Annotated in this window: 12 protein-coding genes and 1 pseudogene; 4 read left to right on the top strand and 9 right to left on the bottom strand. The window is 64.3% G+C overall.

Translation table 11 applies throughout. The features are described 5' to 3' along the window. Positions 1 to 120 precede the first annotated feature (120 nt). Together phaR and ACSKB8_RS10810 are read left to right on the top strand one after the other, a co-directional pair. On the top strand, positions 121 to 711 hold the full coding sequence (gene phaR / locus ACSKB8_RS10815; protein ID WP_091893773.1) for a polyhydroxyalkanoate synthesis repressor PhaR: 591 nt from the start codon (positions 121 to 123) through the stop codon (positions 709 to 711). 213 nt (positions 712 to 924) lie between these two features. Continuing rightward, positions 925 to 1,542 carry a class I SAM-dependent methyltransferase gene (locus tag ACSKB8_RS10810; RefSeq protein WP_438104001.1) on the top strand — a complete coding sequence of 206 codons (618 nt, stop codon included), beginning with the start codon at positions 925 to 927 and terminating at the stop codon, positions 1,540 to 1,542. 157 nt (positions 1,543 to 1,699) lie between these two features. Here ACSKB8_RS10810 and ACSKB8_RS10805 read toward each other — a convergent pair whose 3' ends face one another. Next, positions 1,700 to 2,587 (bottom strand): branched-chain amino acid aminotransferase, encoded by an 888-nt coding sequence (locus ACSKB8_RS10805; RefSeq protein WP_438104000.1) that lies wholly within the window; start codon positions 2,585 to 2,587, stop codon positions 1,700 to 1,702. Between the two features lie 229 nt (positions 2,588 to 2,816). Between ACSKB8_RS10805 and ACSKB8_RS10800 the strand changes: the two genes are divergently transcribed. Then, positions 2,817 to 3,752, top strand: coding sequence for an alpha/beta hydrolase (locus tag ACSKB8_RS10800; RefSeq protein ID WP_438103998.1), 936 nt, complete (start codon positions 2,817 to 2,819; stop codon positions 3,750 to 3,752). A gap of 40 nt (positions 3,753 to 3,792) precedes the next feature. Here the strand turns inward: ACSKB8_RS10800 and ACSKB8_RS10795 are convergent, their stop codons facing one another. The 3 genes from ACSKB8_RS10795 to ACSKB8_RS10785 form a co-directional block, all read right to left on the bottom strand. Beyond that, complete coding sequence (locus ACSKB8_RS10795; RefSeq protein WP_438110491.1) at positions 3,793 to 4,041, bottom strand: hypothetical protein; 249 nt, start codon at positions 4,039 to 4,041, stop codon at positions 3,793 to 3,795. 118 nt (positions 4,042 to 4,159) lie between these two features. After that, positions 4,160 to 4,720, bottom strand: coding sequence for a carboxymuconolactone decarboxylase family protein (locus ACSKB8_RS10790; protein ID WP_438103996.1), 561 nt, complete (start codon positions 4,718 to 4,720; stop codon positions 4,160 to 4,162). Positions 4,721 to 4,802: 82 nt separating this feature from the next. Beyond that, the gene (locus tag ACSKB8_RS10785) at positions 4,803 to 5,267 is read right to left on the bottom strand and encodes an Lrp/AsnC family transcriptional regulator (RefSeq protein ID WP_091893785.1); all 465 of its coding nucleotides are present in this window, start codon (positions 5,265 to 5,267) and stop codon (positions 4,803 to 4,805) included. A 162-nt stretch (positions 5,268 to 5,429) separates the two neighbouring features. Here ACSKB8_RS10785 and ACSKB8_RS10780 point away from each other — a divergent pair, with 162 nt between their 5' ends. After that, positions 5,430 to 6,443 (top strand): 1-aminocyclopropane-1-carboxylate deaminase, encoded by a 1,014-nt coding sequence (locus tag ACSKB8_RS10780; protein WP_438110489.1) that lies wholly within the window; start codon positions 5,430 to 5,432, stop codon positions 6,441 to 6,443. 199 nt (positions 6,444 to 6,642) lie between these two features. Here the strand turns inward: ACSKB8_RS10780 and recQ are convergent, their stop codons facing one another. The 5 genes and pseudogenes from recQ to ACSKB8_RS10755 form a co-directional block, all read right to left on the bottom strand. Beyond that, positions 6,643 to 8,508, bottom strand: a complete 1,866-nt coding sequence (recQ, locus tag ACSKB8_RS10775) for a DNA helicase RecQ (RefSeq protein ID WP_438103995.1) — start codon at positions 8,506 to 8,508, stop codon at positions 6,643 to 6,645. A 244-nt stretch (positions 8,509 to 8,752) separates the two neighbouring features. After that, positions 8,753 to 9,496: a polysaccharide deacetylase family protein gene (locus ACSKB8_RS10770; protein WP_438103993.1), complete on the bottom strand. Its 744-nt coding sequence runs from the start codon at positions 9,494 to 9,496 to the stop codon at positions 8,753 to 8,755. Positions 9,497 to 9,600: 104 nt separating this feature from the next. Beyond that, a pseudogene (metA, locus tag ACSKB8_RS10765) lies at positions 9,601 to 10,603 on the bottom strand (homoserine O-succinyltransferase MetA). Between the two features lie 13 nt (positions 10,604 to 10,616). Beyond that, positions 10,617 to 11,918, bottom strand: coding sequence for an O-acetylhomoserine aminocarboxypropyltransferase/cysteine synthase family protein (locus ACSKB8_RS10760; protein ID WP_438103991.1), 1,302 nt, complete (start codon positions 11,916 to 11,918; stop codon positions 10,617 to 10,619). A 268-nt stretch (positions 11,919 to 12,186) separates the two neighbouring features. After that, a complete protein-coding gene (locus ACSKB8_RS10755; protein WP_370990118.1) occupies positions 12,187 to 13,746 on the bottom strand; it encodes an amidase family protein in 1,560 nt (519 codons plus the stop codon). Between the last annotated feature and the right edge of the window lie 75 nt (positions 13,747 to 13,821).

Genomic DNA, 13,821 nt, shown 5'->3' with positions numbered 1-13,821 from the left:
GGCGCACAAAACGGTAGCGTGACCCCTTTGAAAATGCTTATTTTGTTGCGTTGCGTACTCTTCCCGCCCTGCGGCATTGCCCGTCGGGTTCCTGTTCTCCGCGCTTGCAAGTGAGAGCCCATGGCGAAATCAGACCAACCCACCACCATCAAGAAATACGCGAACCGCCGGCTCTATAATACCGGAACGAGCACTTATGTGACGCTCGAGGACCTCGCCGCCATGGTCAAGGACGGCGAAGATTTCCTGGTCTACGACGCCAAGACCGGCGACGACATCACCCGCTCCGTGCTCGCCCAGATCATCTTCGAGCAGGAGAACAAGGCCGGCCAGAACCTGCTGCCGACCACCTTCCTGCGCCAGCTCATCCGCTTCTACGGCGACAGCATGCAGATGGTGGTGCCGAAATATCTGGAACAGTCGATCGCGACCCTGACCCAGGAGCAGGAGAAGTTCCGTAAGCAGATCGCCAACACGCTGTCCGGCACACCCTTTGCTCCGCTCGAGGAGCAGGTCCGCCGCAACATGGAGCTATTCCAGCAGACCTTCTCGATGTTCAAGCCCTTCGCCGCGCCTCGCCCGGCGGCCGGCGCGGAGCCGGAGCCCGATGCAAATGCCGAGGCGCCGAAGGACAGCAACATCGACGATCTGCGCCAGCAGATGAAGGAAATGCAGGAACGCCTCGAGCGGATGTCGAAGAAGGACGAGTAGGTCCTCTCATTGGCGCCAACCCGCCGTGCCACGGGCGGACGATCGGACGCCTTGACCGACTGCTTCCCAATGTCGTCCTGGCGAAGGCCAGGACCCATACTCCGAGGCGGTGGTTGTTGATGCGGGCTGAGGCCGCAAATTGCGACCACAACATCGAGTGGTGATAACGGGTCCTGGACTTTCGCCAGGACGACGCTGGAGAGGCATGCCGCCATGTCCGACCGAAGCGCGCATTGGGACAACGTCTACGCCACCAAGGGCGAGGCCGAGGTGAGCTGGTTTCAGAGCAGCCCGACGACCTCGCTCGCGATGATCAGAGCAGCCAACCTAGACCCCGAGGCCGCCATCATCGACATTGGCGGCGGCGCATCGCGGCTCGTCGATGCTCTGTTGCAGGACGGACATCGCGATATCGCCGTGCTGGATCTCTCTGCCAACGCGCTTGACGTAGCGAAGAAGCGACTCGGCGCAGCCGCGTCAACGGTCGACTGGATCGTTGCCGACGCCACGACTTGGCGCCCGGCAAAGACATACGGTCTATGGCACGATCGCGCGGCGTTTCACTTCCTGACCGATCCCCGCGACAGAGCCGCCTATGTCGAGCGCCTGCGGTCAGCACTTGCGCCCGGCGGTCACGTCATCATCGCGACGTTCGCGCCCAACGGCCCGGAGAAATGCAGCGGTTTGCCGGTGCAGCGCCATGACAGCGCGAGCCTTTTGGCGGAGTTGGGGGCGGAGTTCGAGCTAATCGAAGCGCGCCGCGAGACGCATCACACGCCGTGGGATTCGACGCAGGCGTTTCAGTTCAGCCGGTTTCAAAAGCGCAACTAAAGGTCGCTGTCATGCCCCGGCTTGACCGGGGCATCCAGTACGCCGCGGCCTCTCGATCAATCACTTCCGTCTCTGGAATACTGGATCGCCCGGTCAAGCCGGGCGATGACAGCGGAGTGAGTGGCGCGAAAGCGCTCGCAATGACGGAGCTCGCAGCTCAAGCCGCCAGCTTCACCGCATGCGCAAAATCCCAATAGAGTTTTCGCGCCCGGGCGTAGAACGGACCCGGCTTCAACTCGCGCTCGTCGATTCGGATCACGGGCGCGACCTTGGCGAAATTGCCGGATGAAAAGATCTCGTCGGCGGCGAGGAAATCGGCATAGCGCAGCGTCTTCTCGACCACGGTGATGCCGTCGCCGCGAAGCAGGCTGATGACGCGCTGGCGCGTGATGCCGTTGAGGAACGTGCCGTTGGGCACCGGCGTGTAGACCACGCCGTCCTTGGCCATGAACACGTTGGAATTGCCGAACTCGGCGACGTTGCCGAGCATGTCGAGCATCAACGCGTTCTGAAAGCCGCGCGAGGCGGCTTCCGCCAACGCGCGCGAATTGTTCGGATAGAGGCAGGCGGCCTTGGCCTCGACCGGGGCGCATTCGGCGGTGGGCCTGCGGAACGGCGACAGCGTGATGGCGTTGCCGACGGGTTTTGGCATCGGCGCCTCGTAGATGCACAGGCACCAATTGGTGGTCTCGGGGTCGAACAGCACGCCGCCGCCCGAGCCGTTCTGCGCCCAATACATCGGACGGATGTAGAGTTCGGCATTGGCCGCAAAGCGCGCAATGCCCTCGCGCGCGAGCGTGAGCCAGGTGTCGGTATCGACCACCGGCTTGAGGCCAAAATTGACCGCCGATTGATTGGCGCGGGCGACGTGGCGGTCGAGATCGGGCGCCACACCCTCGAACGCGCGCGCGCCGTCGAACACGATCGAGCCGAGCCAGGCCGCATGGGTGCGCGGCCCCATGATCGGCACGTTGCCGTCGTGCCATTTGCCCTCGAAGAAGGTCCAGCTCGGCGAATATTCGATCGGCTTCTTGATCTCGGCCATGACCGGCCTCCCCTTGGAAATATCCGGGCACTATTGTCCCAATTTCTAAACGATTTGCTGCGGAGATTGGGTAAGTTACCCTGTCCCCTTGTGGGAGAGGGTGGCTTCGCGGCACGCGAAGCCGGGTGAGGGGTCTCGTCCGCGAACTCGATAGAGGTTCTATGCGGATACGGACCCCTCATCCGGCGCTTCGCGCCACCTTCTCCCACAAGGGGAGAAGGAAAATCGCATGCCGCTCGATCCACTCGCAAAGCGCTTGTTGACCATGATGGCTGCCGCCGCGCCGCAGGCACGAAGCCGGCCGAGCGTGGAGGCACGGCGGCAGTCGCTGGCCAAGCTGATGCAGTTCGCGCGCGCAGAAGCACCGGATGTGACGACGTCCGACGGCACGCTGCCCGGCCCTGGCGGCGAGCTGCCCTATCGCCTCTATGCGCCCGCAAGCGCCGGTGAACGCGCGCCGGGCTTCGTGTTCTTTCACGGCGGCGGCCTCGTCGCCGGCAGCATTGCCACGCATGACCGCATCGCGGCGGCGCTGGCGCATGCGACCGGCTGCCGCCTTGTCTCGGTCGACTACCGGCTCGCGCCCGAGCACAAATTTCCCGCCGCCGTCGACGATGCGATCGCCGCTACCGAATGGGTCGCGCGCGAAGCACCAACACTCGGCATCGATGCCGAACGGCTGGTGGTCGGCGGCGACTTTGCCGGCGCCACGCTGGCTGCGATCGTGTGCCAGGAGGCGGTTCAGAACGCAGGCCCCTCCATCGTCGCGCAATGCCTGATCTGCCCGGTGCTGGATTTCGAAGAGACCTCGCCTTCGCGCGAGGAATTCGCCGAGGGTCATTTGATCGATCGCGCCACCATCGAAGCCGATCTCGCCGACTATCTGCCGGGCGGCCTGGATGCCGCCGATCCCCGCGTCTCGCCCCTGCGCGCGACGCGGCTCACAGGCCTGCCGACGGCGATCATCCACACCGCCGAGTTCGATCCGATGCGCGACGAAGGCAATGCCTATGCCCGCAAGCTGCTCGCCGCGGGCGTCGTCGTCGAGCATGTCTGCCACGACGGCATGGTCCACAATTTCCACGCCATGGGCGCGATCCTGCCGCAGGCGCAGCTCGTGCTATCGCAGATCGGCGAGCAGGTCAGGCGCGCGGTCGCGAGGTGAGGTCTTTCCCCTCATCCCGTTGTGGACGAAGAAAGCAGCGTCACACCCTGGCGCCGATCACCGCGCGCGCCGCGGTCACGTATTCAGGCCAATGCGCGTCCGCATAGCGCTCGGCCTGGCGCGCACAAGCAAGGTCAGGCGCATGAGCTGCTGCAATCATGCGCGCAAAGCGCTCTTCGGCAACGGTGGCGTCGTCCGTGGCAAGCTGCGGCGCGGTGGCTACCGCTGCGGTCGGGGCGACGACGAGCCCCGCCAGTCCAGTGAGCAAGATGCGGCGTGACGTTTTCATGGCTGTCATTTCCTGTTGCCCTGTCCTGTTTCTTTTGCGCTTGCGATCGTGAGCGGCGAATGCGTGCGACAAGGTAGCGCTCCACTTCCGCCCGGTCCAGAAGCGCAAATGTGGCAAGCTAGTCCGGCACCGGCACGTCGAACGTGTTGAGCGTGACCGAGACCATGCAGTAAACGCCGACGAGGTAGGAGAGTTCGGCCGCGCCGTGCTCGCCAAACTCCTTCACGGCGGCGCGCCAAGTCAATTCCGGCAGAACGCCGCCGCCGACCAGCGCTGACGCCACGTCATAGGCGACGGCCTCCTGCCTGGTGAGATCGACCGGCCGCTGTCCGGCGACGATGGTCGCGAGCTTCTCGTCGGACAGTCCGCGCCGCTCGGCGACCAGCACATGGGCATAGAGCTCGTAGCCGGAGCGGAAATGCGAGCCGGTGACGAGGATGGCGACCTCGCGCACCGGCGCCGGCAGCAGCGGGTTCGACGCGATCGCCTTGACCAGCTCCCACACCGGCTTGCCGAAGCGCGGCTCGCGGATCCAGGGATTCCAGGGGCCGAGCAGCGCGCCGTCCTCGCGCATGTTCACAAAACCCTTGAAGTGGTCCTTGATGCCGGCTCGCATGTCGTCATAGAGCGGCTTCTGTTCGTCGGTCAGATCCTTGGGATCGAGAATGGGAAGGCGCACGGCGGGGATCTCCTCGTTGAGTAGATGCGAGGCTCGCCTGCAGGCACGAGCAAGGCAAGTGAAGTTGCCGTGACGGGCCCGCTCAGAATTCGAGCGGCGCGTTGTCGACGACTTCCTTCATCACGAAGAAGGTGCGGGTCTGGCGCACGCCGGGCAGCGCGATGAGCTGCTCGCCGTGGATGCGGTTGAAATCCTCCATGTCACCGACGCGGATCTTGAGGAAATAGTCGAAATCGCCGGCGACGAGGTGGCAGTCGAGCACGAACTTCAATTTAGCGATCGCCTGCTCGAAAGTGGCAAAACTCTCCGGGGTCGAGCGGTCGAGCACAACGCCGACCATTACCAGTGTGCCCTTCGCCACCTTCTTCGGCGCCACCATGGCGCGCACAGTCGCAATGAAGCCGTCCTCGAACAGGCGCTGGGTGCGGCGATGGCAGGTGGCGGGGCTGATCGCGACGGTTTCGGCCAGCTCGGCGTTGCTGAGCCGGCCGTTATTCTGCAGCAATCGCAAGATCTTAAGGTCGATACGGTCGAGCCGGGCGGACATGGAAGAAACTTTCATTTCCAATCGGAATTCTGGAATGATTAGATGCTCTAAGCGTCAACTACGCAAGCTATGTCGCAACATTGCCGTCGCATTTGAGAGCACATTTCCTGCCGCAAGTGCTAGTTGCTGCGGCCAGCTCAACGCCAATCGGGATGACCCATGATGCTGGAAAAATTCGCGCGCTACCCGCTCACCTTCGGCCCGACACCGATCGAGAAGCTGGAGCGGCTGTCAAAACATCTCGGCGGCCAGGTCGAGGTCTATGCCAAGCGCGAGGACTGCAATTCCGGCCTTGCCTATGGCGGCAACAAGCTGCGCAAGCTCGAATACATCATTCCGGACGCGATCGCGTCCAACGCCGACACGCTGGTGTCGATCGGCGGCGTGCAGTCCAACCACACCCGCATGATCGCGGCGGTCGCCGCCAAGCTCAGCATGAAGTGCCGTCTGGTGCAGGAAGCCTGGGTGCCGCACGAGGACGCGGTCTATGACCGCGTCGGCAACATCATGCTCTCGCGCATCATGGGCGCCGACGTGCGCCTGGTCGATGACGGCTTCGACATCGGCATCCGCAAGAGCTGGGAGCAGGCGATCGAGGAAGTGAAGGCGGCGGGCGGCAAGCCTTACGCGATTCCCGCCGGCGCCTCCGTGCACAAATTCGGCGGCCTCGGCTATGTCGGCTTCGCCGAGGAAGTCCGCAGGCAGGAGAAAGAGCTCGGCTTCAAGTTCGACTACATCGTCGTCTGCACCGTCACCGGCTCGACCCATGCCGGCATGCTGGTCGGCTTCGCCGCCGACGGCCGCGCCCGCAAGGTGATCGGCATCGATGCATCGTTCACCCCTAGCCAGACGAAGGCCCAGGTGCTCGAGATCGCGCAGAACACGGCAAAGCTCGTCGAGCTCGGCAAGGAACTCGTCACTGATGACGTCGTGCTGATCGAGGACTACGCCTATCCCGCCTATGGCGTGCCGTCGGAAGAGACCAAGGAAGCGATCCGCCTCACCGCGCGCCTCGAAGGCATGATCACCGACCCCGTCTACGAGGGCAAGTCGATGCAGGGCCTGATCGATCTTGCGAAGAAAGGCTATTTCGAGAAGGGCGCGAAGATCCTCTACGCCCATCTCGGCGGCGCGCCTGCGCTGAACGGGTATGCGTACGCGTTCCGGAATGGGTGAGGCACTCAGCTCCCGCCTCATACACAGCTGTCGTCCCGGCGAAGGCCGGGACCCATAACCACCGCGCCTCGTTTGGCGAACACTCGAAGTTCGGTACTGCTACCGAAGGCAATCGACAAATCACGCGGTATGGATCCCGGATCTGCGCGCGCTTTAGACGCGCTTGTCCGGGATGACGATCGGGGATAGGGCGCGCGCCCTACCTCGTCCTGATGATCTGCAGCAGCTCGTCGCCGTAATGCTCGAGCTTCTTGTCGCCGATGCCGGGCACGTTGCGGAGTTCGTCCAGCGTCGTCGGCCAGGCCCGGACGATGCCGTCGATGGTGGCATCGTGCAGCACGACATAGGCGGGCACGCCGCGCTCGCGGGCGACGTCGGAACGCCAGGAGCGCAACCGTGCGCGCAATTCGGGATCGACATCGCCTTGCGGCGCGCTCGCCGCGGGCGCGAGGTCGCCGCGGCGCGATTTGGCCCGGCTCGAACGGATGCGGGTGCCGGGCGCTTCCTCGCGCAGCCACACCTCCGTTTCGCCGCGCAGCACGCCGCGCGAAGAATCCGTCAGCTTCAGCGCGCCGAATGCTTCGCTGTCGCTCTGCAAATGCCCCATTGCCACCAATTGCCGCAGCACCGTGCGCCACTGCTTTTCGTTGAGCTCGCGGCCGATGCCGAACACCGAAAGTTTGTCGTGGCCGAACTGCGTCACCTTCTCGGTCAGGCGTCCGACCAGCACGTCGATCAGGTGCATCGCGCCGAAGCGCTGGCCGGTGCGGTAGACGCAGGACAGCAGCTTCTGCGCCAGCACCTTGCCGTCGCGCATCTTTGGCGGCGTCAGGCAGTTGTCGCAATTGCCGCAACTCTCGCCCATCACGATCTCGCCGAAATAGGCGAGCAGCCGACCGCGCCGGCAATGCGGCGTTTCGGCGAGGCCGACCAGCGCGTTGAGCTTGCCGATCGAGACCCGCTTGAAATCGTCGGACGCGTTGGATTCGTCGATCATGCGGCGCTGCTGCACGATGTCCGAGAGGCCATAGGCCATCCAGGCGGCCGACGGCTTGCCGTCGCGGCCGGCGCGTCCCGTCTCCTGATAATAGGCCTCGATGCTCTTCGGCAGATCGAGATGGGCGACGAAGCGCACGTCGGGCTTGTCGATGCCCATGCCGAACGCGATGGTCGCGACGATGACGATGCCGTCCTCGTTGAGGAAGCGGTCCTGGTTCCGCGAACGCACGCTGCTATCGAGGCCGGCATGATAGGGCAGCGCAGCAATGCCGGCGTCTTGAAGCGCGGCGGCGACCTCCTCGACGCGGTTGCGGGACAGGCAATAGACCACGCCGGCATCGCCCATGTGGCGCTCGCGGATGAATTCCTTCAGCTGCGACACCGCATTGCGCTTGTCGACGATCTCGTAGCGGATGTTGGGCCGGTCGAAGCTGGAGACGAATTGCGGGGCGCCCGTCAACTCAAGCCGCTCGACGATCTCCTTGCGCGTCAGATCGTCGGCGGTCGCGGTCAGCGCGATGCGCGGGACGTCGGGAAAGCGCTCGGCGATGATGGACAGACCAACATATTCGGGCCGGAAATCGTGGCCCCATTGCGAGACGCAATGGGCTTCGTCGATCGCGAACAGCGCCACCTTCGCCTGCGCCAGCATCGACAGGCAGCGCGGCGTCACCAGCCGTTCCGGCGCAACATAGAGCAGGTCGAGATCGCCTGCGATCAGGCGGCGCTCCACCTCCGAGGCCTCCTGCGGATTCAGCGACGAGTTCAGCGCGGCCGCGTTGACACCGGCTTCGATCAGGCCGGCGACCTGGTCGCGCATCAGCGCGATCAGCGGCGAGACCACGATGCCGCAGCCCTCGCGCAGCAGTGAGGGGAGCTGATAGCAGAGCGACTTGCCGCCGCCCGTCGGCATCAGCACCAGACAATTGCCGCCATCCGTCACGTGCCGGATGATCTCGCCCTGCGCGCCGCGGAACCCCGGCAGTCCGAACACCGAATGCAGCACCGACAACGCATCGCGGCCGTTGGCCGGCGCTGGCAGTGGAGCGGTGGAAGGGGAGGACATGGGCGTGTCGGGAACAAGGCCGTGAGATTCGTTACAAGGCCAGTCGCATGACCGCGCGGGCGTGGCAAGGCCGTTTGCGGGGCAAAGGCAGTCTTCCCTCTCCCCTTGCGGGAGAGGGTGCCGAGCGAGGCTCGGCGGGTGAGGGGTTCTATCCGCGAACTCGATAGAGCCTACTATGCTGAGACAACCCCTCATCCGACGCTTCGCGCCACCTTCTCCCGCAAGGGGAGAAGGAAGAGGGCAGCTACACCCCGATCCGTCGCAAAGCTTCCGCGACCGTTACGATCGGCATGTTGCGTTTCCGGGCCGCCTTCAGCGCATGGCGCATCAATTGCGGCGTGCAGCCAAAGGGGCTCGGCGCGTTGGCGACGTCGTGGCCGTAGAAGATCAGCCAGCCGCCGCTTTCGATCGCCTCATCGAAATAGCGATCGATGCCAGCCAGATCGATCTCGCAATCGATCAAAGGCGACGCGCGCAGGAACTGGAGGTCGATGACGTCGCTGTTAACGCCGGGAAGGATGCCGCGCGCCGAGCGATAGGCCCTTGTAAGCTGCGGCTTGCGCCAGACCGAGGCGAGGCCATACGGATAGGCGAAGTTCTGCAGCACGATCGAGGAATTGATGCTGCGGAAATAGTTGCGGTTTCGCTCGATCTCGCGGGCCATGGCGGCCGCGTCGAGATCGACCGCGCACTGATGTGAGAACGTGTGGCAGGCAATCTCGTGACCGGTCCGGTGAAGCCGCACGATCGCGTCATTCGACAGCCCATGCCAATGGTCCGACGGCTGATCGATCAGGCTGCCGGAGAGGTAGAACGTGCCGCGGCCGTCATGCTGCTCCAGGAGCTCGGCACCTTCGCCTGCGGCGCTATCGGGGGCATCGTCGAAGGTGAAGCTCACCATCGGCGCGCGCGCAGGCAACCGGTGCGGCGCGGCGCGGAAATGCCGGGCCAGCCGATTGCTCACGCGTCCCTGGAGTTCCGACCACACGCTGCGTTCCCTGCGATTTCGTATTTCTCTACTGAAACATTCGTGCGCTGGTTGAGGCAAGCCTAACGCTCAAGTAATGCTAACGCGAAACCAATATATTTTGGCTAGCGCGCCGAGACCGGCGCGTCGGCATCCGCGCCGAGATATTGCAGCCAGTTCCGGAACAATGCCGCCGCCGCGCGGCCGGCGGCGATATCGGCGCGCAAATTCAGCGCAGGCAATTCGTTGGTGAGCGCCGGATGGCGCTGGTGCCGCGCCTGCTTCTCGAAGCGAGCAAGCTTCTCTTCCGTCGCTGCGTCAAAATAACTCACGGGCAGGTTCGGATAGTCTCGCGCTCACGCGCGAGATAGCGGCCGATGTCGCGCAGATATTCGCGCTGGAGCGATAGGGCATCATATTCCGGGTGGCCCTGGAAGAACACGAAGCGGCTGGCATATTGGCGGACGAAGACATCGACGCCAGCCTCCTCCGAACGTGTCAGCACCTGGTATCCGGCCTGAACGAGGTCGCCCTCGGCGATTTCGTTCAGGCGCGAATGCGAGACCTTGAGCGGCGTAGGCGCACCGCGCGTCAGGGGATCATGCGTCACAGTTTCGCAGTCGAAGATGCCGTGACATTTGGCCGGCAGCCGCCGGCGTTCGATACGGTCGAGATGCAGCACCGCCGCATGCGCGGCGAGGCACGACCAGATCGTTCGAGCGCGTGTTGACCTTGGCCCAGTCGACGAGGTCGGTCAGGTCGCGCCAGTACGGCTCCTGGTCGAGCTCGGGCGCGACCGGCTCGGCGCCGGTCACGATCAGCCCGTTCGAATCTCTGGCGCTTGAGATCCGTAAGATCGGAATATTCGCTCTCGACATGCCATTTGGCTTCCGGCGAGCGCTTCACGGAAGGCAGCGAAAAGCAGTGGAAGCGGATGCGGCGCGGGCCCGCGGCGGCCTGGAGCAGCTTCATGAACTGTCGCTCGGTCGCCTTCAGCGCCGGGTCCGGCATGTTGTTGATCAGCCCGATGGTCAGCTCGGCGCCGCTCCGATCAAGCGCGAGATCACCCCCGGCCGGCACCAGTGCCGGGCTCGACATGAGTTGATCCCTGTCGATCAAGATCGTCATCGACGCCGCCCGCCTACTCCGCGGCCTGGAGACGCGACGACGGACAGGCCTTTTCCAGCGCCTGGTCGATGTCCTCGATGATATCGGCGGAATGCTCGATGCCGATCGACAGGCGGATCGTTTCCGGCAGCACGCCGGCGGTGCGCTGCTGCTCTGCCGACATCTGCCGGTGCGTGGTCGAGGCCGGATGGCAGGCGAGCGACTTGGCATCGCCGATATTGACGAGGCGCGTGATCAGCTTCAGCGCATCGTAGAAGGTCTTGCCGGCTTCCATGCCGCCCTTGATGCCGAAGGTGAACAGCGAGGAGGCATTCCCGTTCAGATATTTCTGCACCAGCGGATAATAGGGGCTGTCCGGGAAGCCCGTGTAATTGACCCAGGCCACGCGCGGATCATTACGCAGGAATTCGGCGACCTTGCGGGCGTTCTCGACGTGACGCTCCATGCGCAGCGCCACGGTCTCGATGCCCTGGAGCAGCAGGAAGGCGTTGAACGGCGAGAGCACCGAGCCCATGGTGCGCTGATAGACGCTGCGCGCGCGCTCGATATAGGCGGTCCTGCCGAAGCGCTCGGCATAGACGAGGCCATGATAGGACGCGTCCGGCTTGTTGTAAGCCGGAAAGCGGTCGGCGTATTTCGCCCACGGGAAGTTTCCGGAATCGACGATGGCGCCGCCGAGCGTGGTGCCGTGGCCGCCCAGGAACTTGGTCAGCGAGTGCACGGCGATGTCGGCGCCGTAGTCGAACGGCTTGAGCAGAATGGGGGTCGCGACCGTGTTGTCGACGATCAGCGGCACGCCATGGGCGTGCGCGATTTTCGCCAGCGCCTCGATGTCGCAGACATTGCCGGCGGGATTGCCGATGGTCTCGGCGAACACGGCGCGGGTATTCTCGTCGATCAGCTTCTCGATCGCATCCAGCTTGTCGCTCTCGGCGAAGCGGCCGGTGATGCCCTGCCGCGGCAGGATGTGCGAGAGCAGCGTGTGCGTGGTGCCGTAGAGCTGCGGCACGGAAACGATGTTGCCGCCGTGATCGGCGACATTGACAAAGGCGAAATGCAGCGCCGCCTGGCCGGTCGCAACCGCGAGCGCGCCGACGCCGCCTTCGAGCTGCGCAATGCGCTTCTCCAACACCGCGCTGGTCGGATTGGCGATGCGGCTGTAACGAAAGCCCTCGGCCTCGAGATTGAAGAGCGCCGCGCCATGATCGGCGCTGTCGAAGGCGTAGGCCGCGGTCTGGTAGATCGGCACGGCGACGGCGTGCGTGGAGGCTTCCGGTTCGTAGCCGGCGTGAATAGCGATCGTCTCGTTGCGCATCGTGCCACCTCCGCGTGGGGCGGGCCGCACTTATCGGCCTCACGGCATGTGCGTTGTCCGCCGTCCTCCTGTTAGAGGCGGGTGGTAAAGCGGACAATAATTCGCCTAGAGATCGAGGAAGTAACCCTAACGCTTGTTGGCGAGGTGGCCAGAATTCGGGTTAAACCGGATTAACGAATTGACGAGGTTTGCTGCGACAGCGGCGTTACTTTTGCCTTCTCCCCCTTTGGGGAGAAGGCAAGTCAACGCGGCGATAGCCAGGCTACACCTAAGCCATCTGCTCCCACAGCCTGTGGGCGAGCACGCCGGCGCGTTTCTCGATCGCGGCCGCGGCATCGAGCGCAAGATCCTCGCGATATCGCCCGGCAATGAGCTGCACGCCGATCGGCTTGCCATCATGGAGGGCCACCGGCACCACCGCGCCGGGCAGGCCCAGCACGTTGATCGCGGAAATGAAGCGGATCTCGCCCCAGAAGATCTCGCGCACGCGCTCGGGACTGACCGTGTCCTCGCGCGGGCCCGGCGTCGGCTTCACCGTGGTCGGCGCCAGCACGACCGGATACTCCTCGAAGAACAATTGCCAGGCGCGGATGTGGCCGTTGCGCGCGGCCGTCGCCTGCATCCAGGCTTTGAGATCGAGCACATTTGCCTTCGTCTTCATGCCGCCCCAGGCCTTGTGAAAATCCTCGGAGGTGACCTTCAGCATGCTGGCTTCCTGCATCACCACGGTCTCGTTGGTGATGATGTCGCACCAGGTCTGCCAGACGCCGTTGATGTCGGGCACCTCGACCTCGCTGACGCGATAGCCGGAACGCTCGAGATGATCCGCGGCTTGGCGCAGCGCCGCGGTGACCTGCGGATCGACGTCCATGTCATCGGGGATCTTTGCCAGCGCGACCTTGATCGGCCCCTTCGGCTTCGGTCCGGCCAGCGGCGCCGGCACCCACCAGGGATCGCGCGGATCGCGTTGGCTCATCACCTCCAGTGCGAGGCGAACGTCGGCGACGTGACGGGCGAGCGGCCCCTGCGCCGACATCAGATGGGCCAGCATCGGCCGCTCGGCGGTGGCGCTTCCGTTAAAAGCGGGGATGCGTCCCTGCGTCGGCTTGATGGTGGCAATGCCATTGCAGTGCGCGGGCCAACGCAACGAGCCGCCGATATCGTTGCCATGGGCGATGGTGCCGATGCCGACGGCGACCGCCGAGCCTGCGCCGCCGGAAGAGCCACCGCAGGTGATGTTCGGATCCCAGGGGTTCAGTGTCAGCCCGTGCAGAGGATTGTCGGTGAAGCCGCGGAAGGAGAATTCCGGCGTATTGGTGAGTCCGATGACGATCGCACCGGCCTTTTTCAAGTTGCGCACCACGGGGGAATCCGACGGCGCGATGAGGTCCTCGTTGGCGGGAACGCCGTTGAAATTTGGCCGGCCTTCGTAGTCGACATTCTCCTTGATGGTTATGGGCACGCCATGCAGGAGGCCGAGCTCGCCGCCCTTCGCGCGCTGCCTGTCGGCTGCATGCGCAGCCTTCAACGCCTCTTCCGAGAGATCGACGACGACGGCGTTCAGCCTCGGATTGATGGCGTGCATCCGTTCGAGATGCGCTTCGACGGTCTCGACGGCGGAGATTGCACCGGAGCGGATGGCAGCCGCAGTCTCGACCGCCGACCATTGCCAGGCCGGCCCCTTGGGACGGCGCGATGAGGCTGGCTTGAGCCGCGTGGCTTTCTTTGCCTTCTTCGCAACGACGCCCTTGCGGCTTGTGCTTTTCTTGCTGGCGGTCTTTGCCGGTTTCTTCGAAGCAGCTTTTTTCCTGGTCGTCGTCTTCGCCACGTCGCATCTCCTGAAATTGCGCCGCAGACGTTACGGATGGCGAAGGGACGTGTACAGGTGCGTTTTCTGCATGGC

It is taken from the genome of Bradyrhizobium sp. BR 1432 (assembly GCF_051547705.1).
In the GTDB taxonomy this organism is placed as follows: domain Bacteria; phylum Pseudomonadota; class Alphaproteobacteria; order Rhizobiales; family Xanthobacteraceae; genus Bradyrhizobium; species Bradyrhizobium zhanjiangense.
Note: the sequence above shows the minus strand (reverse complement) of the source record. Positions and strands in the feature narration are given on the sequence as shown.

Coding starts and splice junctions, on each gene's coding strand:
- ACSKB8_RS10785 (WP_091893785.1), bottom strand. CDS start 5,267: ATGTCCGCCCGGCTCGACCGTATCGACCTTAAGATCTTGCGATTGCTG.
- ACSKB8_RS10810 (WP_438104001.1), top strand. CDS start 925: ATGTCCGACCGAAGCGCGCATTGGGACAACGTCTACGCCACCAAGGGC.
- ACSKB8_RS10800 (WP_438103998.1), top strand. CDS start 2,817: ATGCCGCTCGATCCACTCGCAAAGCGCTTGTTGACCATGATGGCTGCC.
- ACSKB8_RS10760 (WP_438103991.1), bottom strand. CDS start 11,918: ATGCGCAACGAGACGATCGCTATTCACGCCGGCTACGAACCGGAAGCC.
- ACSKB8_RS10780 (WP_438110489.1), top strand. CDS start 5,430: ATGCTGGAAAAATTCGCGCGCTACCCGCTCACCTTCGGCCCGACACCG.
- phaR (WP_091893773.1), top strand. CDS start 121: ATGGCGAAATCAGACCAACCCACCACCATCAAGAAATACGCGAACCGC.
- recQ (WP_438103995.1), bottom strand. CDS start 8,508: ATGTCCTCCCCTTCCACCGCTCCACTGCCAGCGCCGGCCAACGGCCGC.
- ACSKB8_RS10795 (WP_438110491.1), bottom strand. CDS start 4,041: ATGAAAACGTCACGCCGCATCTTGCTCACTGGACTGGCGGGGCTCGTC.
- ACSKB8_RS10805 (WP_438104000.1), bottom strand. CDS start 2,587: ATGGCCGAGATCAAGAAGCCGATCGAATATTCGCCGAGCTGGACCTTC.